Annotated in this window: 21 protein-coding genes; 7 read left to right on the top strand and 14 right to left on the bottom strand. The window is 60.0% G+C overall.

The genetic code is table 11. The annotated features are described in order from the left end of the window. Positions 1-67: 67 nt before the first annotated feature. Positions 68-1,249, bottom strand: coding sequence for an acetyl-CoA C-acetyltransferase (locus ACR9ZQ_RS26545; RefSeq protein WP_481429055.1), 1,182 nt, complete (start codon positions 1,247-1,249; stop codon positions 68-70). A gap of 233 nt (positions 1,250-1,482) precedes the next feature. Between ACR9ZQ_RS26545 and phaR the strand changes: the two genes are divergently transcribed. Continuing rightward, positions 1,483-2,055 carry a polyhydroxyalkanoate synthesis repressor PhaR gene (gene phaR, locus ACR9ZQ_RS26540; protein WP_007827566.1) on the top strand — a complete coding sequence of 191 codons (573 nt, stop codon included), beginning with the start codon at positions 1,483-1,485 and terminating at the stop codon, positions 2,053-2,055. On the opposite strand, the gene ACR9ZQ_RS26535 is transcribed toward phaR, so the two are convergent. The 5 genes from ACR9ZQ_RS26535 to mtgA all read right to left on the bottom strand — a co-directional run bounded on the left by ACR9ZQ_RS26535 (position 2,050) and on the right by mtgA (position 5,160). Beyond that, on the bottom strand, positions 2,050-2,457 hold the full coding sequence (locus tag ACR9ZQ_RS26535) for a hypothetical protein (protein ID WP_007827565.1): 408 nt from the start codon (positions 2,455-2,457) through the stop codon (positions 2,050-2,052). The two genes, phaR and ACR9ZQ_RS26535, sit on opposite strands and share 6 nt — an antisense overlap. Positions 2,458-2,603: 146 nt before the next feature. Beyond that, entirely contained in the window at positions 2,604-2,789 is a 186-nt protein-coding gene (gene rpmF, locus ACR9ZQ_RS26530; protein ID WP_003543812.1) for a 50S ribosomal protein L32, read from the bottom strand. A 155-nt stretch (positions 2,790-2,944) separates the two neighbouring features. Further along, positions 2,945-3,592 (bottom strand): glutathione S-transferase family protein, encoded by a 648-nt coding sequence (locus tag ACR9ZQ_RS26525; protein ID WP_481429054.1) that lies wholly within the window; start codon positions 3,590-3,592, stop codon positions 2,945-2,947. 12 nt (positions 3,593-3,604) lie between these two features. Further along, the gene (locus tag ACR9ZQ_RS26520; protein ID WP_310385385.1) at positions 3,605-4,327 is read right to left on the bottom strand and encodes a DUF1868 domain-containing protein; all 723 of its coding nucleotides are present in this window, start codon (positions 4,325-4,327) and stop codon (positions 3,605-3,607) included. A 95-nt stretch (positions 4,328-4,422) separates the two neighbouring features. Next, a complete protein-coding gene (mtgA, locus tag ACR9ZQ_RS26515; protein ID WP_310385387.1) occupies positions 4,423-5,160 on the bottom strand; it encodes a monofunctional biosynthetic peptidoglycan transglycosylase in 738 nt (245 codons plus the stop codon). A 134-nt stretch (positions 5,161-5,294) separates the two neighbouring features. Here mtgA and ACR9ZQ_RS26510 point away from each other — a divergent pair, with 134 nt between their 5' ends. After that, complete coding sequence (locus tag ACR9ZQ_RS26510; RefSeq protein ID WP_310385390.1) at positions 5,295-6,209, top strand: polyprenyl synthetase family protein; 915 nt, start codon at positions 5,295-5,297, stop codon at positions 6,207-6,209. 60 nt (positions 6,210-6,269) lie between these two features. On the opposite strand, the gene ispG is transcribed toward ACR9ZQ_RS26510, so the two are convergent. The 3 genes from ispG to ACR9ZQ_RS26495 all read right to left on the bottom strand — a co-directional run bounded on the left by ispG (position 6,270) and on the right by ACR9ZQ_RS26495 (position 9,644). Next, positions 6,270-7,517 carry a flavodoxin-dependent (E)-4-hydroxy-3-methylbut-2-enyl-diphosphate synthase gene (gene ispG / locus ACR9ZQ_RS26505; protein ID WP_007827555.1) on the bottom strand — a complete coding sequence of 416 codons (1,248 nt, stop codon included), beginning with the start codon at positions 7,515-7,517 and terminating at the stop codon, positions 6,270-6,272. A gap of 95 nt (positions 7,518-7,612) precedes the next feature. Continuing rightward, positions 7,613-8,806 carry an MFS transporter gene (locus tag ACR9ZQ_RS26500; RefSeq protein ID WP_310385392.1) on the bottom strand — a complete coding sequence of 398 codons (1,194 nt, stop codon included), beginning with the start codon at positions 8,804-8,806 and terminating at the stop codon, positions 7,613-7,615. A 61-nt stretch (positions 8,807-8,867) separates the two neighbouring features. Further along, on the bottom strand, positions 8,868-9,644 hold the full coding sequence (locus ACR9ZQ_RS26495) for a DeoR/GlpR family DNA-binding transcription regulator (RefSeq protein WP_310385394.1): 777 nt from the start codon (positions 9,642-9,644) through the stop codon (positions 8,868-8,870). Between the two features lie 209 nt (positions 9,645-9,853). On the opposite strand from ACR9ZQ_RS26495, the gene ACR9ZQ_RS26490 reads away from it, so the two are divergent. The 4 genes from ACR9ZQ_RS26490 (at position 9,854) to ACR9ZQ_RS26475 (ending at position 13,194) form a co-directional block, all read left to right on the top strand. Next, positions 9,854-10,723, top strand: coding sequence for a DMT family transporter (locus ACR9ZQ_RS26490; RefSeq protein ID WP_310385396.1), 870 nt, complete (start codon positions 9,854-9,856; stop codon positions 10,721-10,723). A gap of 154 nt (positions 10,724-10,877) precedes the next feature. Further along, positions 10,878-11,651, top strand: coding sequence for an amino acid ABC transporter substrate-binding protein (locus ACR9ZQ_RS26485; protein ID WP_310385398.1), 774 nt, complete (start codon positions 10,878-10,880; stop codon positions 11,649-11,651). Positions 11,652-11,755: 104 nt separating this feature from the next. Next, positions 11,756-12,436, top strand: a complete 681-nt coding sequence (locus ACR9ZQ_RS26480) for an amino acid ABC transporter permease (protein WP_007827548.1) — start codon at positions 11,756-11,758, stop codon at positions 12,434-12,436. Next, the gene (locus ACR9ZQ_RS26475) at positions 12,433-13,194 is read left to right on the top strand and encodes an amino acid ABC transporter ATP-binding protein (RefSeq protein ID WP_113183627.1); all 762 of its coding nucleotides are present in this window, start codon (positions 12,433-12,435) and stop codon (positions 13,192-13,194) included. Before ACR9ZQ_RS26480 ends, ACR9ZQ_RS26475 begins: the two co-directional genes overlap by 4 nt. Before the next feature lie 42 nt (positions 13,195-13,236). Here ACR9ZQ_RS26475 and ACR9ZQ_RS26470 read toward each other — a convergent pair whose 3' ends face one another. From ACR9ZQ_RS26470 to ACR9ZQ_RS26460, 3 genes are all read right to left on the bottom strand, one after another. Next, entirely contained in the window at positions 13,237-13,809 is a 573-nt protein-coding gene (locus ACR9ZQ_RS26470) for an NADPH-dependent FMN reductase (RefSeq protein ID WP_310385404.1), read from the bottom strand. 167 nt (positions 13,810-13,976) lie between these two features. Beyond that, positions 13,977-17,441, bottom strand: a complete 3,465-nt coding sequence (gene pyc, locus ACR9ZQ_RS26465) for a pyruvate carboxylase (RefSeq protein ID WP_310385406.1) — start codon at positions 17,439-17,441, stop codon at positions 13,977-13,979. 117 nt (positions 17,442-17,558) lie between these two features. Next, positions 17,559-18,299: a LuxR family transcriptional regulator gene (locus tag ACR9ZQ_RS26460; protein ID WP_113319852.1), complete on the bottom strand. Its 741-nt coding sequence runs from the start codon at positions 18,297-18,299 to the stop codon at positions 17,559-17,561. 320 nt (positions 18,300-18,619) lie between these two features. On the opposite strand from ACR9ZQ_RS26460, the gene ACR9ZQ_RS26455 reads away from it, so the two are divergent. After that, positions 18,620-20,383 (top strand): glucan ABC transporter ATP-binding protein/ permease, encoded by a 1,764-nt coding sequence (locus ACR9ZQ_RS26455; RefSeq protein ID WP_113319853.1) that lies wholly within the window; start codon positions 18,620-18,622, stop codon positions 20,381-20,383. Between the two features lie 137 nt (positions 20,384-20,520). On the opposite strand, the gene ACR9ZQ_RS26450 is transcribed toward ACR9ZQ_RS26455, so the two are convergent. Next, positions 20,521-20,760: a hypothetical protein gene (locus tag ACR9ZQ_RS26450; RefSeq protein ID WP_113319854.1), complete on the bottom strand. Its 240-nt coding sequence runs from the start codon at positions 20,758-20,760 to the stop codon at positions 20,521-20,523. Further along, positions 20,760-20,918, bottom strand: a complete 159-nt coding sequence (locus ACR9ZQ_RS26445; RefSeq protein ID WP_310385411.1) for a hypothetical protein — start codon at positions 20,916-20,918, stop codon at positions 20,760-20,762. The genes ACR9ZQ_RS26450 and ACR9ZQ_RS26445 overlap by 1 nt, the downstream gene beginning before the upstream one ends. Positions 20,919-20,944: the final 26 nt, after the last annotated feature.

The raw sequence follows: 20,944 nt of genomic DNA, 5'->3' as shown, positions 1-20,944 counted from the left end.
GTTCCGCTCCCCAGTTATTGTCAGCCCGCTCTCGGGCGGGCCTCAAGAAACATGCATTGTACGCTATTTACATTGCCTCGAAGCACATCGCGACACCCATGCCGCCGCCGATGCAAAGCGTGGCGAGACCCTTTTTGGCGCCGCGGCGCTTCATTTCGAAGAGGAGCGTGTTGAGAACTCGCGCACCCGAAGCGCCGATCGGATGACCGATCGCGATCGCGCCGCCATTGACGTTGACGATATCAGGATCCCAGCCGAGATCCTTGTTCACGGCGCAGGCTTGGGCCGCGAAGGCTTCATTGGCCTCGACGAGGTCTAGATCGGCGACGGACCAGCCGGCCTTTTCCAGCGCCTTGCGGGAAGCAGGGATCGGGCCGGTCCCCATAACTTGCGGATCGACACCGGCTGTTGCCCAGGAAACGATGCGGGCAAGCGGCTGGATGCCGCGACGCGACGCTTCCGCTTCGCTCATCAGCACGGCTGCGGCAGCGCCGTCGTTGAGACCGGAGGCATTCGCCGCGGTCACCGTGCCATCCTTGTCGAAGGCGGGTCGCAGCTTGCCCATGGCCTCCAGCGTCGCGCCGTGACGGATATATTCGTCGGCATCGACGGTTACATCACCCTTGCGGCCCTGAATGATGAAGGGAACGATTTCATCCCGGAAGCGGCCAGCCTTCTGCGCGGCTTCTGCCTTGTTCTGCGATCCGACGGCGAACTGGTCCTGGTCGTCGCGCGAAAGCTGCCATTGGCGTGCGATATTTTCTGCAGTAACGCCCATGTGATAGCCGTAAAAGGCATCGGTTAGACCGTCCTTGATCATGGTGTCGATCATCTTCATGTCGCCCATCTTCACACCGCCGCGCAAATGCGCCGCGTGTGGCGCCATCGACATGGATTCCTGACCGCCGGCGACGATGATCTTCGCATCACCGAGCGCGATCTGCTGCATGCCGAGGGCAACGGCACGCAGGCCGGAACCGCAGAGCTGGTTGACGCTCCAGGCCGTCGCCTCCTTGGGTACACCGGCCTTCATCGCCGCCTGGCGAGCGGGGTTCTGGCCCTCGCCGGCCTGCAGGACCTGGCCAAGGATGACCTCGTCCACGTCTTCAGGGGAGACACCTGCCCGCTCCAGCGCGCCCTTGATGGCGGCTGCGCCGAGCTCGTGAGCGGGAATTGTGCCGAAAGCACCGTTGAAGGAACCGACAGCGGTGCGCGCTGCGCTGGCGATGACGACGGATGAACTGCTCATGGGGTGGTTTCCTCGTTTCTCGTCACACATATAAGTGGAAACTGACAAAGCTGCAGGCGCAAGTCAAATGCCAAGACTATTCCACCATTTGCTGCAGCGCCCTCAAATGGATTTATCCGTACAGGGAAAGGGCTTGCCGCATCGCACAAAGAGATTGTCACCGCCCTTCTTTTGCGTCTACAGTCTCTGGTGGAGGAGTATCCATACAATCAGACGGGGTTCGGGAGACTGATATGGCGAAGACTGAGGGTCAGATCGTAATTAAGAAATATGCCAATCGCCGCCTCTATAATACAGGCACCAGCACCTATGTGACGCTGGAAGACCTGGCGGAGATGGTGAAGAAGGGGGAGGATTTTGTCGTCCAGGACGCCAAAAGCGGTGACGACATCACACATTCGGTACTGACCCAGATTATTTTCGAGCAGGAATCGAAGACCGGCAACACGCTGCTTCCGATCTCCTTCCTGCGTCAGCTGATCACCTACTACGGCGACCAGATGCAGATGGTCGTTCCGAGCTTCCTGGAACATTCCATGCGAGCCTTCACGGAACAACAGTCGCAGATCCGTGAGCAGGTGAACCGTGCCTTCGGCGAAACGCCGCTCGGCAAGAACCTGCAGCTTCCCATGCAAATGGTCGAGGAGCAGGTCCGCCGGAATACCGAGATGTTCCAGCAGGCCATGCAGATGTTCTCGCCCTTCATGACGCCGCCGCCCAAGGAAAGCCGCAAGGCAGAGGCGAAGGACATCGACGAGCTGAAGGAACAGCTTCGCGCACTGCAGAACAAGCTCGACAACCTATAGGCCGATCGAAACGTCCCGGCCGGCGCTGCGGATCGACACCGCAAAGCCGCCGATCACGTCGATCAGCGCAATGGTCATCAGGATGAAGAAGACCTGGGTCGCCGCATCCTGGACGAGAAGAAACTCGACCAGGAAGGCGATGAAGACCAGCATCGACAGCATATGGTTGATGAGGTTGCCGGAAGCGTTCCGGGTCGCCTTCAGGATCTCGAAGAAGAGTACAACGAGCGCCACGACGATGAAAAGATCGCCGAGCGCCATGCTCCAGATTGCGCCCGAAAGCATCGACAGCACGATCACATCGTGCTGTAGCGAGGGAATTCCGCCGCCGCCCATCAGGCCCAGCATCGCCAGATTGTAAAGAATAAATGGAATAACCATCAGCGGCATTGCGGTAATCATGCAGAAAAATCTCCCTGATCTCTAGGGAATACTGCCTGACATCACCGTGTCACTTCAAGGCACTGAAGATTATAATATCCTGAAAAGAAAAAGGCCGGCATAGAGCCAGCCTTCAAAACCTTCATAGGACAAAACCGCATAAAGAATTATGCGCTTTCCTTCGGCGTCAGAACCTGGCGGCCACGGTACATACCGGTCTTCAGATCGATATGGTGCGGGCGGCGCAGTTCGCCGGAGTTCTTGTCTTCGACATAGGTCGGAGCCTTCAGCGCATCAGCCGAACGGCGCATGCCGCGCTTGGACGGGCTCGTTTTTCTCTTCGGTACAGCCATTTCTCTTACTCCACTTGCGGGCAAAACATTCCCACGGCCAGACTGGCGGCCGAAACGGACATGTCGCGATTTCGGAATTTTGCGCGCTTATACATGCAAGGCGCGGCCTTGACCAGTCCCCATATGTATTTTTTGCGATGCCTCTGATTCTCCGCTTAGACTTCGTCTTCCGGTACGATCCACGGCTCGGCGCGGGCTGCTTCTTCCCACTTCCGCCAAGCCGGATGCGCCTTCATCGTGTTCATGTAAGCCAGTATATCGGCGCTGCTGACGAGATCATAGATATCGAAGCGATTGACGACGGGCGCAAACATCGCATCCGCTCCGCTGAATGCACCGAAGAGGAACGGTCCACCGGATTTCTGCAGCAGGTCGCGCCAGATTGTCTCGATGCGACTGATATCGGCAGAGATGCCGTCAGGCAGCGCGATCTTGCCCTTCGGCCGGCGAATATTCATCGGGCAGGCGCTGCGCAGCGCCCGGAAGCTCGACATCATCTCCATGGAGGCCGAACGGGCGAGCGCCCGCTCGGCGCGATGCTTCGGCAGCAACCCGGCATCTGGGTAAAGCTCGGCTACATATTCGATGATCGCGAAGGATTCCCAGATCTTCAGCGCACCGTGCTGCAGCAGGGGCACATGGCCGCTCGGAGAGACCGCCTTGATATTGGGATTGCCGTTTGGATAATCGAAGGGGATCAGCACCTCTTCGAAATCGATGCCGACGCCCGTCAGCGCCATCCACGGCCGGAAGGACCAGGAAGAGTAGTTCTTGTTGGCGATATAGAGCGTCAGCTTGTCCATGGTGTGTTCCTGTCAGGGTTCGAAATCGAAGATCAGCAGTTCGTGGAAGTGGTTCATATCCTCGAACACGCAGAAGGCCGGCGGGTTGAGTTCCAGTACCGGCGCCCTGCTGCGGATATCCTCTGTCACCTCGTCAAGCATTGCCTGCCAGCGCGGCAGCGCCTCGTCTTCCAGCCGCTCGATCGCATAGGTGAAGGTCATGTGGAACTTGTAATTCTCATGGTGGGGCTGACGGTAACCCAGGAGATCGGCGAATGCGTCGCGCCAGGCGCGCATAACCTTGCGGTCATCCTCTGTCGCACCCTCGAGGAGTAGGCCGGACGGACGGGCTTCGACGATCGCGACCTTGAAGGGATCGAACATCTTGAAGCCTTCGAGCCGCGCGCCCAGGAGCTCTGTCATGTCATCGATCGGCGTATCGAGCGGAATATTATCAGGCCAATGGTTCTCCTTGCGGCCGGTCTCGATCACGCCTTCAAAAAGCGTCATATGGAGGCTGGTGATTGGCGTGAAGATGAATTGTGGTGCCTCGGGCATCGCCAGATATCTCTCACGCGCTTCGATCAGCACCTGCTGCGTTCGTGAGCCCCTCGGGGGATGGCAGACGATCGTGTTGCCCCGCTCGGGCAGGAAGCCGCCGAGCTTCTGGTAGCGGGAGCCGAGATGCCGCGGCGGAGCCGGATTATGGGTCTTCGAATACTGGAGAAGCTCGGGCGAAAGTGTCGTGGTGGTCATGGGCGACTCGGGGCTTTGATTGCTGATGCATTCGCCCATATGGCAGGATCAAGAATGTCAGATGACGCTTGCCGCTTCCAACGACAAGTTCTGATTCAATCATAGATGCACTTGATGTAATCGCCCGAGCCCTGCGCCCGCCGTTCGATGAGCGCTGCAAGCCTGCGCAGCCCTCGTCCGGGTTTTCCGGCATTGCGATCGATCGGGTTCGGCAGCGAAACCGCAAGCAACGATGCCTGGCGGCGCGTAAGCTTCGAGGCAGGCACCTTGAAGTGATATTGCGCAGCCGCCTCGATACCGTAAATGCCTGGCCCCCATTCGGCGATGTTGAGATAAATCTCCATCAGCCGCCGCTTCGACCAGACGAAATCGGAGCCGACAGCCAGCGGCAGTTCCAATCCCTTGCGGATGAAGGAGCGGCTGTTCCAGAGGAACAGGTTCTTCGCCGTCTGCATGGGAATGGTGCTGCCGCCACGCGTCTCCTGGCCCTTCAGCGTATCCTCGACCAGCATCCGCATCTCGCCCCAATCGACACCGCCGTGGAAGCAATATTGCCCGTCTTCCGACATCATCACCGATTGCACGAGCACAGGCGCAACATCGTCGATCGACACCCACCGCCGGTCATAACCACGCAGAAGCACGAGGTCGCGCAGCATCAGCGTCGAAACCGGATGGATGAAGGGCAGCAGATAGAGAAGGATCAGCACATAGGGCAAAAGCAGCACCGCCAGAACGGCAAGAACAATGCGCTTCAGCACCTGGCGGTCTCCAACCCAGCGCCGGCGAACCGGCGCATCGACGCTCTCCTCTGTCTGCGGCGCTATATCCAATGTCCCAGTCCGATTTCGCCCTTGTCGTTGTCATACCGCCTGAAAACCGTCATTGCCAGAGTGCAGCGGAAATCTTGACGCGGTGATCGACAATTCCGTTGCCAGCAGCCGTTCTGCCGTGCCAAAGAGCGCGGATGGACGCTAAGCGGGAAACATTCGAGACACGGTTGAAAAACAGCGCCGCCGAGATCGAGGGGCTGCTCGATCTGCTGCTCGCTCCTGCCATGCTGTCCGACGAGATCGCCCGTCCCGATCTTCTGCGAAGCGCCATGCACTACGCCGTCCTGAATGGCGGCAAACGCCTGCGCCCCTTCCTTGTCATCGAGAGCGCAGCACTTCTCGGCGGCAACAGGCAGGCAGCACTTCGCGTCGGCGCGGCACTCGAATGCATCCATAGCTATTCACTCGTTCACGACGATCTGCCGGCTATGGACGACGACGACCTGCGCCGCGGCAAGCCGACCGTACACATCAAATTCGACGAAGCGACCGCCATTCTGGCGGGCGACAGCCTGCTGACCTACGCGTTCGACATCATCGCCGCGCCGGAAACCGACCTGCCGGACCGCAGCAAGACAGAACTCGTTCTGGCGATCGCCCGCGCCGCTGGCCTCGGCGGCATGGCCGGCGGACAGGCCCTTGATCTTGCGGCGGAAAAGCAGGCGCCCGATGAAGCCGGCATCATTCGTCTGCAGGCGATGAAGACGGGTGCACTGATCCGCTTCGCCTGCGAGGCCGGCGCCATCATTGCCGGCGCTTCGGCCGAAGACCGGCAGCGCCTGCGCCGCTTCGGCGAAAAGATCGGCCTCGCCTTCCAGCTTGCCGACGATATTCTCGACCTGATCTCTGATGCCCAGACGATGGGCAAGGCGACCGGCAAGGATGCCGCCCGCGGCAAGGGAACGCTGGTGGCACTTCACGGCATGGAATGGGCGGAGAAGCGGCTGCGTCAGCATGTCGAGGACGCGGAAGAGCTGCTCGCCCCCTATGGTGAACGCGCCGCAGTGTTGATCGCCACGGCCCAGTTCGTGGCCGAACGCAAGAGCTGAGACAGGGGAAGGGCGGGACTATCCAGCCCTGCTGCAGGAGGTCGTCGAAAAGCGGAGTGATTACTCCGCTGCCGTCTTCTGGCCGAAACGCTTCTCGATATAGTCGATGACGAGCGCCTCGAAATCCGAGGCGATATTTGGGCCGCGCAGCGTCAGGGCCTTCTTGCCGTCGATGAAGACGGGGGCAGCCGGCGTCTCGCCGGTGCCGGGAAGCGAAATGCCGATATCGGCATGTTTGCTTTCGCCCGGTCCATTGACGATACAGCCCATGACGGCGACATTGAGTGCTTCCACACCCGGATATTTCTCACGCCAGATCGGCATATTCTTGCGGATGTCGTTCTGGATGTTCTGCGCGAGCTCCTGGAATACCGTCGAGGTCGTGCGCCCACAGCCGGGACAGGCCGCGACGACCGGCACAAACTGGCGGAAACCCATGACCTGCAGCAGTTCCTGCGCCACTTGCACCTCGCGGGTGCGGTCACCATTCGGCTCCGGCGTCAGCGAAATGCGGATCGTATCGCCGATGCCGTTCTGCAGCACATAGCCCATGGCAGCCGAAGAGGCGACGATGCCCTTGGTGCCCATGCCGGCTTCGGTCAGGCCGAGATGCAGCGCATGGTTGGAGCGTTCGGCGAGCATGGAATTGACGGCGATCAGATCCTGGACCTGGCTGACCTTGGCCGACAGGATGATGCGGTTGCGCGGCAGGCCGATCTCTTCGGCAAGCTGGGCAGACAGCAACGCCGACTGCACGATCGCCTCGTGCGTCACCTGCCGGGCCGAAAGCGGCGATCCTTCGGCCTGGTTCTTGTCCATCAGCTGCGTCAGCAGTTCCTGGTCCAGCGAACCCCAGTTGACACCGATGCGCACCGGTTTGTTATAGCGGATCGCCATCTCGATGATTTCGGCGAACTGCTTGTCCTTCTTGTCCTTGAAACCGACATTGCCGGGGTTGATGCGATATTTCGCCAGCGCTTCGGCGCAGGCCGGATGATCGGCAAGCAGCTTGTGGCCGATATAGTGGAAATCGCCGATCAGCGGCACATCCATGCCGAGGCGCAGCAGCCGCTCGCGGATCTTCGGCACGGCGGCAGCACTTTCGTCGCGGTCGACGGTGATGCGTACCAGCTCCGAACCGGCGCGATGGAGTGCAGCCACCTGCGCAACCGTGGAATCCACATCCGCCGTATCGGTGTTGGTCATGGATTGCACGACGACCGGCGCACCGCCGCCGACGATGACACCGCCGACATCGACGGCAACGGAAGCGCGGCGCGGTTTCGGATCGAAATCGAAAGCAGACATAAAGAGCTCTTACACCCGGAAAACAGAGCCTTTCAGGTGGATCAAGCCCGCGAGCTTGTCAACCGCCCCGTATATCACTTTTGTTTGGAGGCGGCTCAGTGGCCGCCGCCCGAGACCCCGTCGGCATATTGCGCGAGCCTGGAGAATGCGAGAACCACGAGCAGCAGCACCGGCAACGCCATAAAGACGGCCGCAAAGCCCACATGCTCGGCCACGAAGCCGATCACAGAAGGCGCCACCAGCATGCCGGAATAGCCCAGGGTCGTGACGACGGAGATGCCGATGCCGGGCTTCAGACCGGGGATGTTGCCCGCTGCCGAAAAGGCGATCGGCACCATGTTCGAAATACCAATACCGCAAAGCGCGAAGCCGATGATGGCGATTTCGGCATTAGGCGCAAGGCTCGCAAGCAGCATGCCGACGATGGCAAAGAGCGTGCAGATGCGCAGCGTCTTGACCCCGCCGAGACGATCGCGGACCAGATCGCCGGCAAAGCGCATGGTCGCCATAGCCGCCGAGAAGGCCGCGAAGCCGAGGCCGGAGAGGGCGACCGACGCACCCATTTCCTGCCTGAGATAAAGCGCCCCCCAGTCGAGGACAGCACCTTCCGGCACCATGCAGAACAGCGCCATAACACCGAGCAGCCACGGCAGCGGCACCATCGGCAGCTTCGTTTTCTCCTTCTTGGTATCGGGATGCGGCGGATCGGCCAGAACCATCGGCCAGGCAACGGCAAGGAAAACAGCGGCCAGCACGGTCGCCAGTTCCGCGTGGCCGAGAATGCCGAGCCTGGAGATCACCAGGCCGCCAAGGCCGGAGCCGATCAGGCCGCCAAGGCTCCAGAACGCATGGCAGGATGACATGATCGCGCGGCGCATGGATTTTTCCACCGCCACGGCATTGGCGTTCATTGCCACGTCCATCGCGCCCATGAAACCGCCGAATAGGAAGAGCGAGATCGCCCCTATGATGACGTTGGGAGCCAGCGTCAGCGCCAGAAGCATTGGCAGCAAACAGACGGCGAGCACCCGCACGACAACGCGTGAACCATGCTTGGCGATCTGCGCGCCGGCGATTGGCATCATGACCAGCGAGCCGAAACCGAAGACGAGGATCATCAGCCCAAGCTCGAACTTGGTGAGTCCCAGCCGCTCGGCAAAGTCGGGAATCTTCGGCGCCCAGCAGCCGACGACGAAACCATTCATGAGAAAGAGCAGCGAGACCGCTGCTCTGCTCCTGGTAATGAAGCCGCTCCGTACCCACGGCGCTGCACTCACATTGTTATCCATTTCCTTGTCTTTCCTCTTGATCGGGCTTGCCTGCCCGATCCCCGTAAAAGGCGGAACGGTCTCAAGCCGTCTTGTCCGCAATGATCGTCCGGCACCCGCGTGCACGGTATTGTTCGAGCATGGCGGCATCCGCATCGTGCTCGACGACAAGGCATTCGCAATGCGCGACCGGCAGAACGCTGTGTGGCGCAGCCGTACCGAATTTTTCCGACGTCGCCGCTACCAGCACCCGTTTGCTCCTCGACGTGGCGAACCTCTTGAACTCCGCATCCTCGAAGCCGAAAGTCGTCAGTCCCGCCTCGATATCGACGCCGCAGGCGCCCAGGATGCAAAGGTCAGGCGAAAGCTGCTCCATGTCCCGCAAGGCCTTTGCGCCAAGCGATCCGCCGGTCTGGCGGTCGACCAGACCACCGATCAGGATCACGTTGACACCGGGCTTCTCGATCAGGGCCGCGGCAATCGCCGGCGCGTTTGTGGCAGCGGTCAACGGAAGATCGGCCGGCAGAGCATTGGCAATCGCCAGATTGGTGCTGCCGGCATCGAAGAATACCGTCGTACCTGCGACGATTTCCTCTGCCGCGGCGCGGGCCAGCGCCTGTTTCCGGTCGGCAGCAAAGCTCATGCGCTGGGTCAGACTTCCGTGCGCCGGCGAAATCGGCAGCGCTCCGCCATATACCCTCTCACAGAGCCCTGCCGCCGCCATCTCGCGCAGATCGCGCCGCACCGTATCCTCCGAGACGCCGAATTCGAGTGCCAGTTCTGCAGCCAGCACGCGGCCATGCGTCTTCAGTCGCTCGGAAATGACAGTCTGGCGTTCCCGCAACAGGAAATCTTGCATGTTTATACCGGATCAACCCTTCAAAATCTGAAATCATGCATAAACACTGATAAACGTGCACGCAACATGCACGATCACACGTTTTCTGACGCTCTGAAACAAAGCTCCACGACCAGGGCGAAATCTCGCATATTGACCGTCTCCGGGGGCAGGACTATCGATCAGGCATTCCCGATTCCCGCCGGCATAGCCCGCCTCTGGTACATCCCGTGAAAAACTCCGTCAGCCTGGGCATCCTGCTCACGACCGCCGCCTATATGGCGTTCACTTTCCATGATGCGATCGTCAAGGTTTTGACGGCGAGCATTCCCGTTTGGCAGATCCTGTTCTTCCGCAGCCTCACCATCCTTCTCGGCTGCCTCGCCTATGGCCGCAGCAAACTTGTGCATCAGGCGATCACCTCGCCGATCATCAAGCCGATGATTGCCCGCAGCATCCTTCTGCTCTGTGCATGGCTTTCATACTACACGGCCGCAAGTCATCTGCAGCTCGCCGAGGTCACGACGCTCTATTACGCAGCGCCTGTCGTCGGCACCTTGCTCGCCTGGTTCATCCTGAAGGAAGAGGTCACCCCCGCCCGTTGGCTAGCGGTCGGTGTCGGCTTCGTCGGTGTGCTCATCGCCAGCAATCCCGTCGGGCTCACGATCTCCTGGCCGGTCTATCTGGCGCTGCAGGCAGCCGTGCTCTGGGCTTCCGCCATGGTATTGCTGCGCAAAACCTCGCTGCATGAGAAGACTATCATCCAGCTTGCGGTCTCCAACGTCTTCTTCCTCATAATGACCGGTATTGCCGTGATCTACACCTGGCAGACCCCAACTCTCACGCAACTCGCCCTGCTCATCGGCACCGGTGTCGTCGCCGGCTGCGCCCAGTTCGCCCTCTTTGAAGGCATGCGTCAGGCTCCAGTGTCGGTGCTCGCGCCCTTCGAATATACATCGCTCGTCTGGGCCTTCATCCTCGGCTATCTGATTTGGGCTGATGTACCCACGCAGAATGTCGTCGTCGGTGCGGTGATGATTCTTGGCGCGGGCTTGATCATCATCGTCAGCGAAAAATTGCGTCGTCGCGCCGTGGCCTGATACCGGTTTCAGCCAGATTCGTGGTCAGAGTGGCAGCTTGAGAAAAATATTCGCAGTTGCCGCTTTTATTTGCAGTTTTCTACGCTTTCGATACCGCAATTTTCTGCGATGTATCGACCATCCGAACACAATCTTCCCAAGGATGGATAGAACAATGAACTGGTTGAAAACCGTCGCCGCCGCCGCCCTCATTCAGGCTGCAGCCCTGCTGCCCGCCCATGCCGGCGAAAACCTCAGCGCCATCAAGTCTGCCGGCGTCTTCAAGATCGGCACGGAAGGCACCTATGCGCCCTTCACCTATCATGACGAAAGCGGCAAGCTCGTCGGCTTCGACGTCGAGATCGGCGAAGCGGTGGCCGCCAAGCTCGGCGTCAAGGCGGAATTCATCGAAGGCAAATGGGACGGCCTGATCGCCGGCCTCGACGCCAAGCGTTATGACACCGTCATCAACCAGGTCGGTATCACCGACGCGCGCAAGCAGAAGTACGACTTCTCCGAACCCTATATCGCGTCGAAGGCCGTACTGATCGTTCGCGACGGCGACGACAGCATCAAGACCTTCGCCGATCTCAAGGGCAAGAAGTCCGCCCAGTCGCTGACCAGCAACTTCGGCAAGATCGCCACGGAAGCGGGCGCCGAACTCGTCGGCACCGACGGCTTCGATCAGTCGATCCAGCTCGTCCTGACGAAGCGCGCCGACGCAACGATCAACGACAGCCTCTCCTTCCTGGACTTCAAGAAGCACAAGCCGGACGCTCCAGTGAAGATCGTGGCCCAGCAGGAAAATGCCGACTATTCCGGCATCATCATCCGCAAGGGCGAGCCGGAACTGCTCGACGCGATCAACAAGGCGCTCGCCGATATCAAGGCTGATGGCACCTACAAGAAGATCGCCGACAAGTATTTCGGCCAGGACGTTTCGAAGTAAGTCCTGACACCGGCGGTTTCGCGCTGCCGCCATATCATTTATAGCTGCATGAGAAAGCGTCCGGCGAACACTCGCCGGACGCGTCTTTTCTTGAGGACACGCCCTTGCCGCACTGGCTCCAACTGATGGCGGAATCGCTTCCCTCGCTCCTCTGGGCGGGGCTGATCTTCACCATCCCCTTGACCCTGCTTTCCTTCGCCTTTGGACTGATCCTGGGCCTGATCACCGCGATCGCCCGCCTCTTCGGCCCTGAGCCCGTCGCAGCCATCGCGCGCTTCTATGTCTGGGTCATCCGCGGCACGCCGCTGCTCGTCCAGCTCTTCGTGATCTTTTATGGCCTGCCCAGCATCGGCATTCTGCTCGACGCCTTTCCGGCAGCGCTCATCGGCTTCACGCTGAATATCGGCGCCTACAGCTCCGAAATCATCCGCGCCGTCATCTCCTCTGTGCCAAAGGGCCAATGGGAAGCGGCCTATTCGATCGGCATGAGCTGGCGCCAGGCCATGAGCCGCACCATCCTGCCGCAGGCGGCCCGCGTCGCAGTACCGCCCCTGTCTAATACCTTCATTTCACTGGTCAAGGATACCTCGCTCGCAGCTGCCATCACAGTGCCCGAGCTCTTCCAGGCCGCACAGCGCATCGTCGCGACCACCTACGAACCGCTGATCCTTTATATTGAGGCGGCGCTGATCTATCTCGCCTTGAGCTCCGTACTCTCGACGCTGCAGCAGCGGCTGGAGCGCCGGTTCGCCCGTTACGGCGGGATGCTGGAGGCAAATGCATGATCGAGCTTTCCAATATCGAAAAGCGCTTCGGCGACGCCGTCATCTTGAAGGACATCAGCATCCGCATCCCGGAAGGCAGCGTCACCGCCCTCGTCGGCCCCTCCGGCGGCGGCAAGAGCACCCTGCTCCGCTGCATCAATCTCCTGGAGATCCCGACCGTAGGCACCATTCGCCTCGGCGAAGAAACGCTCTCTTTCACGCCCGGCAAGCGTGTGGGCTGGCAGGCAATCCAGAAGATCCGTCGTCAGACCGGCATGGTGTTCCAGAACTTTCAGCTCTTTCCGCATCAGACGGCGATCGAAAACGTCATGGAAGGTCTGGTCACAGTCCTGAAATGGCCAAGGGAAAAGGCGCGCGAACGCGCCATGGAGCTGCTGACCAAGGTCGGCATGGCACACAAGACCGATGCCTGGCCCTCGACGCTCTCCGGCGGCCAGCAGCAGCGCGTGGCGATCGCCCGCGCTCTTGCGCCTTCGCCGCGCGTATTGCTCTGCGACGAGCCGACGTCTGCGCTTGATCCGGAACTGTCAGCGGAAGTGGTGGATGTGCTGGGTCAGCTTGCCAGGGAAGGCACGACCATGGTCATGGCGACCCATGATCTTCGCCTCGCCTCCAAGATTGCCAATGACGTGGTTTTTCTGGAGGCCGGCAGCGTGGTGGAAACCGGCAGCGCCAGAGCGATCTTCAATACGCCGGAGAAGGAGCGCACCAAGCGCTTCATCTCTACCATCAACGCCGCTCATACCTACGATATTTGAGGCGATGCCGGGATGCGAAATCCCGGCATACGGAAATTCCGATCAGGCGGCAGTGACGACGGCACGTGCTGCCTTCAGCGCATTTCCCCACCAGGTCAGCTGATCGAGCAGGTTCTTGGCAGCTTCGTTCAGATGCGCGTAATCGCCGAGGCTCCTGCCTTCCTTCAGAACGGCAAGATATTCGCTGAACGCGATGTGTACCCCCGTCCTGACAGAAGCTGCACTCATTTCGACGAAGACCAGACGAAGCTGCTCGACGGCGCGTGCGCCACCGACGCCGCCGTAACCGACGAAGCCGACCGGCTTATGGATGAATTCGCCGAGATCGATCGCGTTTTTCAGAACAGCCGTCGGAGCATGGTTATATTCGGCGACCGTGAAGATGAAGCCGTCGAATTCGCGCAGCTTCTTCTTCCAGCGCTCGGCGGTTTCGCTTTCCGCCGTGGTGGCGCGCGCTTCGCCGAAGAAATGCATCGGGTAGTCGAGAAGATCGAGAACCTCGACTTCGAGATCGGAACGCTGGTCGACGAGCTCGGCGATCCACTTGGCCGGATGTTCAGCGAAACGGCCAATACGCGTGCTGCCAACGATGACGGCAATCTTCAACTTGCTCATGAGATGATCCCTGATTGATCTTGGGGGCGGTGATGGGAGCCGAAGTCTATGAGAAAGCCTCCTCGCCCGGCAAGGCGAGAAGGCTGCTAACTCATAGAAAAATCAGCTTTTTAACGACACTATCGTACACAATCGGGTGATGCCGGAAACGATCGTCCGTCGTCTTCTTAACCGGCATAGACGACGAGCAGATCCTTGGCGTCGATCTGGTCGCCGGCCTTGACCAGGACTTCCGAAATCGTGCCGTCCTTTTCCGCATGCAGCGCCGTTTCCATCTTCATCGCCTCGATGGAGACGAGTACGTCACCGGCACTGACGACCTGGCCAGGCGCAATGAAGACACGCGAGATGACGCCTGGCATCGGCGCCCCGACATGGACGGCATTGCCGGCTTCCGCCTTGCGGCGGGCCGCAGCCCCCGAAGCGCCGTGCGCCCGATCCGGCACCTTGATGCGGCGCGGTTGGCCATTGAGTTCGAAGAAGACGGTGACCATGCCCTGGCTATCGGTGCCGCTCATCGCCTGGTTCACGATGACCAGCGTCTTGCCCTTTTCGATATCGGCAAACAGCTCTTCGCCATCCTTGAGGCCGTAGAAATAGGAGGGCGTCGGCAGCACCGAGACCGGACCATAAGTGTCCGCAGCCAATGCGAAATCGGTGAAGACCTTCGGATACATCAGGTAGGAGGCAAACTCGAAGTCGCTGACTTCACGCTCCAGCTTGGTCTCGATCGCCTTGCGCTCCGCGTCGAGGTCGGCATCGTCAAGCAGCGAGCCGGGGCGCACCGTATAAGGTTGCTCTCCCTTCAGAGCCTTCTTCTGCAGCGCTTCCGGCCATCCTGACGGAGGCTGGCCGAGATCGCCCTTCAGCATCGAGACGACCGATTCCGGGAAAGAAACTTCTTTCTCAGCGCTGACCACATCGGCAACCGTCAGGTCTTGGCTCACCATCATCAGCGCCATATCGCCAACGACCTTGGACGACGGCGTCACCTTGACGATATCGCCGAACATCTGGTTGGCGTCGGCATAGGCCTGCGCCACCTGGTGCCAGCGGGTCTCGAGCCCTAGCGAACGGGCCTGTTCCTTGAGGTTGGTGAACTGGCCGCCCGGCATTTCGTGCAGGTAGACTTCCGAAGCAGGTCCCTTGAGGTCACTCTCGAAGGCCGCATATTGATTGCGAACCGCTTCCCAATAGAAAGAGATGCGGCGGATCCATTCCGGATCGAGGCCCGGATCGCGCTCGGAGCCACGCAGCGCTTCGACGATGGAACCCAGGCAGGGCTGCGAGGTATTGCCTGACAGTGCATCCATCGCTGCATCGACGGCATCGACGCCTGCATCCACGGCAGCAAGAACCGTGGCCGCGGCAATGCCCGACGTATCATGCGTGTGGAAGTGGATCGGCAGGCTGGTCGCTTCGCGCAGCGCCTTGAACAGCACCTTGGCCGCGGCCGGCTTCAGGAGGCCCGCCATGTCCTTCAGCGCGATGATATGCGCGCCGGCCTTTTCGAGCTCGACGGCAAGATCCGTATAATATTTCAGGTCATACTTCGGTCGCGCCGAATTGAGGATATCGCCCGTATAGCAGATCGCCGCTTCGCAGAGCTTGTTCTCCTCGGCAACGGCGTCCATCGACACGCGCATATTCTCTACCCAGTTCAGGCAGTCGAAGACACGGAAGAGATCGATACCGCCCTTGGCGGCCTGTCGGACGAAGTATTTGACGACATTATCGGGGTAGTTCTTGTAGCCGACGCCGTTCGCGCCGCGCAGCAGCATCTGCAGCAGCAGGTTGGGAGCTCCCTCGCGGATCAGCCCCAGACGCTCCCATGGATCCTCGGTCAGAAAGCGCATGGAGACGTCGAAAGTCGCACCACCCCAACATTCCAGCGACAAGAGATTTGGCAGCGCATGCGCATAGGTGCCGGCGATCTTGGCAATGTCATAGGTGCGCATGCGGGTGGCGAGCAGTGACTGGTGACCGTCGCGCATTGTCGTATCGGTCAGCAGCACCTGCTTCTGCTCGCGCATCCACTCGCCGAATTTCTTCGGACCGAGCTGGTCGAGAAGCTGCTTCGTACCATCGGGGATCTTGCCGCCGTCTGCGTAGGGTACGACCGGCTTGGCGGCATCCTCCGATGGCCGTGGGCGATCCTTTGCCTCGGGATGCCCGTTGACGGTGACATCGGCGAGATAGGTCAAAAGCTTGGTGGCACGGTCCTGGCGCTTGACCTGCTGGAAGAGCTCAGGCGTGGTGTCGATGAAACGGGTCGTATAGGTGTTATCTCTGAACTTCGGATGCGTAATGATCGCTTCCAGGAAGGTCAGGTTGGTGGCAACACCACGAATACGGAATTCGCGCAGTGCGCGGTCCATGCGCGAAATCGCCTCCAGCGGGTTCGGCGCCCAAGCCGTCACCTTCACCAGCAACGGGTCGTAGTAGCGGGTGATGATCGCGCCGGTATAGGACGTGCCGCCGTCGAGGCGAATGCCGAAGCCCGATGCCGAGCGATAGGCAGTGATGCGGCCATAGTCCGGAATGAAATTGTGCTCCGGATCTTCCGTCGTGATACGGCACTGCAGCGCATGGCCGTTGAGGCGGATATCCGCCTGCTTCGGCACGCCGGATTCCTCAGTGCCGATCGCGAAACCGTCGAGGATATGGATCTGTGCCTTGACGATATCGATGCCGGTCACGACTTCGGTGACCGTATGCTCGACCTGGATGCGCGGATTGACTTCGATGAAGTAGAATTTGCCGGTATCGGCATCCATCAGGTATTCGACAGTGCCGGCGCCGACATAATTCGTCGCCTGCGCGATCTTCAGCGAATAGGCTGCAAGTTCCTGACGCTGCGCTTCCGACAGATATGGGGCGGGCGCGCGCTCGACGACCTTTTGGTTACGGCGCTGAATAGAGCAGTCGCGCTCGAAGAGATGCACGACATTGCCGTGTGTATCGCCAAGAATCTGGCTTTCGACGTGGCGGGCGCGCTCGACGAGCTTTTCGAGATAGACTTCGTCCTTGCCGAAGGCAGCCATCGCCTCGCGCTTGGCCTCGGTTACCTCGCGAGCGAGATCTGCTTTGGAGCGGATGACGCGCATGCCGCGACCGCCGCCGCCCCAGGACGCCTTCAGCATCACGGGATAGCCGATCGCGGCAGCCATCTTGGCAACTTCCGCCATATCGTCAGGCAGCGGCTCAGTCGCCGGAACGACCGGAACGCCGACCGAAATGGCGAGATTGCGCGCTGCCACCTTGTTGCCGAGCTGACGCATAGTATCGGCCCTCGGGCCGATGAAGGTGATGCCTGCGGCGTTGCAGGCATCGACGAATTCGGGGCTTTCCGAAAGCAGACCGTAGCCCGGATGAATGGCGTCGGCGCCGGAAAGCTTGGCGACACGGATCACTTCGTCGATCGAAAGATAGCTTTCGATCGGGCCGAGATCACGGGCGAGATGCGGGCCGCGGCCGACTTGATAGCTCTCATCGGCCTTAAAGCGGTGCAGCGCCAGCTTGTCTTCCTCAGCCCATATCGCGACCGTTTTTATTCCGAGCTCATTGGCCGCGCGGAAGACGCGGATGGCGATTTCGGAACGGTTGGCGACAAGGATCTTCGATATGGGCAATGTACTCTCCTCAAAGCACGAAAAACGGGCCATGCTGCACCCGCGAAGAGAATTCTTAACGTGCTGTTACAGAAAGTTCAATTTCCCTCGTCTCGACGAAATAGAATTTCTTAGATCTCAGGTAATCAAACCATACCGGAAAGCAAGCGCCACCGCCTGCTGCCGGTTCTTGGCCTTCAGCTTATCCTGCAGACCGTTCATGTACCAGTCGACCGTATGATTGGAGATCTTCAGATGCTTGCTGATTTCCATCGAGGTCATACCCTCGGCGAGATAATGCAGGATTTCCATTTCGCGCCGGGTCAGCTGTGTGTCGGTTATCGGCACCGTTTCCAGCGTCGCAGCTTCGCCCTGCAGATCGAGCAGCCGCCAGAAGGTTTTGCGGGCGATCGCCTCGAAAAGCGAGATTTCAGCCGGTGAAAGCTCGACGGGCTTACCGCCGAGGCTGAGGCTGCCCAAGATGCCGTTTCGTCCATAGATCGGGAAGACATAGCCGTCTTCCAGCCCATGGCCGAAGGCATCGACCATCATCTGCTCCATGCGGCGCTGATGCGGGTCGGCCCTAAAAGCGGCCATGCTGTCGCGCCAGCGGAAGGGCCGCTGCGCATGTGCAAGATACCGCACGGTCGGATCGACGAGCACATATTTTTTCACTGCATAGACGTGTGACCATCTGTCCGGCCACCGGCTGGCCATAGTCACACTCCATGGGTTGTCTCCCTGCTTGGGGTGGCGAAGCAGACCATAGAAATCGAATCCGCTCGCGCGGATCACCTTGTCGAGTTCTTCGATCGCGCTTTCGCTGTCGGAATGTTCCTCTAGAATCACAAGTAATTGAATTAAAGAATGAATTTGCACAAAATGCCCCTTGCCCGGACCAACGAGGCCGCCGGAGCAGGCCCGATAACCCGCCGCTGAACGGTCTTTATTAAAAAATTGCAGTTCACAAACTGGATGGTGCGCTAGACGCTCCAGGGAATGCAAGCGCAAATTGTCGCGATGTATGCCTAAGCAACAATTTCGAAACTATGGTCACTTATCGCACTGAGCGATCGCACCGTACGCGCGAATTTCGAAGCCGGATTCCAAACCTGAATATCCCGTTAATCGTCGGTTCAGGTAGATCTTTGTAGCATCGCATCATCCCGTTTTTTCGCAGATGCAAAAGAGGTCCCGACGTGTCGTTATTCAAGGTCTATGCAAGGGCTCTGCGCTATCTTGGCGCCTACAAGCTCCGCGTATCCCTCGTCGTTATCGCGAATATCGTATTGGCGGCCATCACCATCGCCGAGCCGATACTGTTCGGCCGTATCATCGATGCGATTTCCGGCAAGGGCGAGGTCAAGCCGATCCTCATGATGTGGGCGGCGTTTGCCGTCTTCAACACCATAGCGTTCGTCCTCGTGGCACGCGAAGCCGACAGGTTGGCCCATGGCCGCCGCGCGACGCTTCTGACCGAGGCATTCGGCCGCATCATCTCCATGCCGCTTTCCTGGCACCACCAGCGGGGCACATCCAACGCGCTGCACACGCTGCTGCGCGCTTGCGAAACTCTGTTCGGCCTGTGGCTGGAGTTCATGCGCAACCATCTTTCGACGGTCATTGCGCTTGGTCTGCTCATCCCGACCGCAATGTCCATGGATCTGCGTCTCTCCGCAGTCCTGATCGTGCTCGGTATCGCCTATTGGATCATCGGCCGTGTGGTCATGAGCCGCACCAAGGACGGCCAGGCTTCGGTCGAAAACCACTATCATACCGTCTTCGGCCATGTCAGCGATTCCATCAGCAACGTCTCGGTTCTCCATAGCTACAACCGCATCGATGCCGAGACGCGTGCGCTGAAGTCCTTCGCCGATCGCCTGCTGCAGGCGCAGTATCCGGTACTCGACTGGTGGGCGCTTGCGAGCGCGCTGAACCGCATGGCCTCGACGATCGCCATGATGGTCGTGCTCGTCATCGGCACCGTGCTCGTCCAGAACGGCGAACTGCGCGTCGGCGACGTTATCGCCTTCATTGGCTTCGCCAACCTGCTGATTGCCCGCCTTGACCTGATGCGTCAGTTCGCCACGCAGATTTTCGAAGCCCGTTCGAAGCTGGAAGACTTCTACAATCTGGAAGATTCCGTCCGCGAACGCGAAGAGCCGGCCGGAAACGGCGAGATCAAGGACGTCAAGGGTGACGTCGAGTTCAACGACGTCTCCTTCGGCTTCGCCAACAGCTCGCAGGGCCTGCACAACGTCTCCTTCAAGGTGAAGGCCGGCCAGACGGTTGCGATCGTCGGCCCGACCGGCGCTGGCAAGACGACGCTCGTCAACCTGCTCCAGCGCGTCTATGACCCGCAGGGCGGCCAGATCCTCGTCGACGGCCACGATATCAGCAAGGTCACGCGCAAGTCGCTGCGCCGCTATATCGCCACCGTCTTCCAGGACGCGGGCCTGTTGAACCGCTCGATCAGCGACAACATCCGCCTCGGCCGCGAGAACGCTTCGGAAGAGGATATGCGCCGCGCCGCCGAAGCGGCTGCCGCTGCCGACTTCATCGAGAACCGCGACGAGCAGTACGACACCCATGTCGGCGAGCGCGGCAACAAGCTCTCCGGCGGTGAACGCCAGCGTATCGCGATCGCCCGCGCCATTCTTAAGGATGCGCCGATCCTGGTGCTGGACGAGGCGACCTCCGCTCTCGACGTCGAGACGGAAGCCCGCGTCAAGGCGGCGATCGACAACCTGCGTCAGAACCGCACCACCTTCATCATCGCCCACCGTCTCTCGACGGTCCGCGAGGCGGATATGGTGCTGTTCCTGGATAACGGCCGCATCGTCGAGCACGGCAGCTTCGATGAGCTCAGCCACTCGAACGGCCGCTTCGCCGCTCTGCTCCGCGCCAGCGGCATCCTGACTGACGACGAAGTCCGCAAGGCCCATACGACCGAAGCTGCCTGATCGGCTTCGCAAGGACACGACAAAAGGCCGGAAGGGCATCGCTCTTCCGGCCTTTTTTGTTGCGCGGGATTCCCTGTGAATCGCTGTGGGCAGACCCGCTTGTTCTCATCATCGGTAAGGATTGATCCGTAGAGTCTCTAAGCCGCTTCTGCATAGACGAGGTCAGGTGCAAGGATCCATTCGCCCTGTTTGAGCGACATGACATCAAGTCTGCCGCGGCCATCTCTGGCGGCAACGCCGACAAACCGATAGCAGCCACCGTTCCGGTCGATGACCACGGCAGAAATCGGTTTGCCGCGAAGATGACCGACCACAGGGCCGTCTGCCTTCGCGGCATCAAGCAGGAAATATTCGTGAGGAATGTTGCGACTAACCATCAGGCGCGCCCCTCGCTCCGGATGGCCAGGCCGACAGCCGTCTTTGTCCCTGTCTTCATCGCTGCGTCCGGGCGATTGGCCTCAGCCGGAACCGGCTTGCGGCAGAACTGTTTCGTCTTCTTGATCTCGACAATGAATGGCTTTCGCTGCGACCTCATACCTTGTCCTTTCCGTTTGAAATGCG

It is taken from the genome of Rhizobium sp. KNZ14-9A, from assembly GCF_056755015.1.
This window is presented reverse-complemented; position numbering and strand designations above follow the sequence as displayed.

Excerpts from the sequence above, each read along its gene's own strand:
- ACR9ZQ_RS26470 (WP_310385404.1), bottom strand. The coding sequence starts at position 13,809 with ATGAGCAAGTTGAAGATTGCCGTCATCGTTGGCAGCACGCGTATTGGC.
- ACR9ZQ_RS26510 (WP_310385390.1), top strand. The coding sequence starts at position 5,295 with ATGGACGCTAAGCGGGAAACATTCGAGACACGGTTGAAAAACAGCGCC.
- rpmF (WP_003543812.1), bottom strand. The coding sequence starts at position 2,789 with ATGGCTGTACCGAAGAGAAAAACGAGCCCGTCCAAGCGCGGCATGCGC.
- ACR9ZQ_RS26520 (WP_310385385.1), bottom strand. The coding sequence starts at position 4,327 with ATGACCACCACGACACTTTCGCCCGAGCTTCTCCAGTATTCGAAGACC.
- ACR9ZQ_RS26485 (WP_310385398.1), top strand. The coding sequence starts at position 10,878 with ATGAACTGGTTGAAAACCGTCGCCGCCGCCGCCCTCATTCAGGCTGCA.
- ACR9ZQ_RS26535 (WP_007827565.1), bottom strand. The coding sequence starts at position 2,457 with ATGATTACCGCAATGCCGCTGATGGTTATTCCATTTATTCTTTACAAT.
- ACR9ZQ_RS26475 (WP_113183627.1), top strand. The coding sequence starts at position 12,433 with ATGATCGAGCTTTCCAATATCGAAAAGCGCTTCGGCGACGCCGTCATC.
- ACR9ZQ_RS26545 (WP_481429055.1), bottom strand. The coding sequence starts at position 1,249 with ATGAGCAGTTCATCCGTCGTCATCGCCAGCGCAGCGCGCACCGCTGTC.
- ACR9ZQ_RS26445 (WP_310385411.1), bottom strand. The coding sequence starts at position 20,918 with ATGAGGTCGCAGCGAAAGCCATTCATTGTCGAGATCAAGAAGACGAAA.
- ACR9ZQ_RS26525 (WP_481429054.1), bottom strand. The coding sequence starts at position 3,592 with ATGGACAAGCTGACGCTCTATATCGCCAACAAGAACTACTCTTCCTGG.
- phaR (WP_007827566.1), top strand. The coding sequence starts at position 1,483 with ATGGCGAAGACTGAGGGTCAGATCGTAATTAAGAAATATGCCAATCGC.
- ispG (WP_007827555.1), bottom strand. The coding sequence starts at position 7,517 with ATGTCTGCTTTCGATTTCGATCCGAAACCGCGCCGCGCTTCCGTTGCC.
- ACR9ZQ_RS26450 (WP_113319854.1), bottom strand. The coding sequence starts at position 20,760 with ATGGTTAGTCGCAACATTCCTCACGAATATTTCCTGCTTGATGCCGCG.
- ACR9ZQ_RS26500 (WP_310385392.1), bottom strand. The coding sequence starts at position 8,806 with ATGGATAACAATGTGAGTGCAGCGCCGTGGGTACGGAGCGGCTTCATT.
- ACR9ZQ_RS26495 (WP_310385394.1), bottom strand. The coding sequence starts at position 9,644 with ATGCAAGATTTCCTGTTGCGGGAACGCCAGACTGTCATTTCCGAGCGA.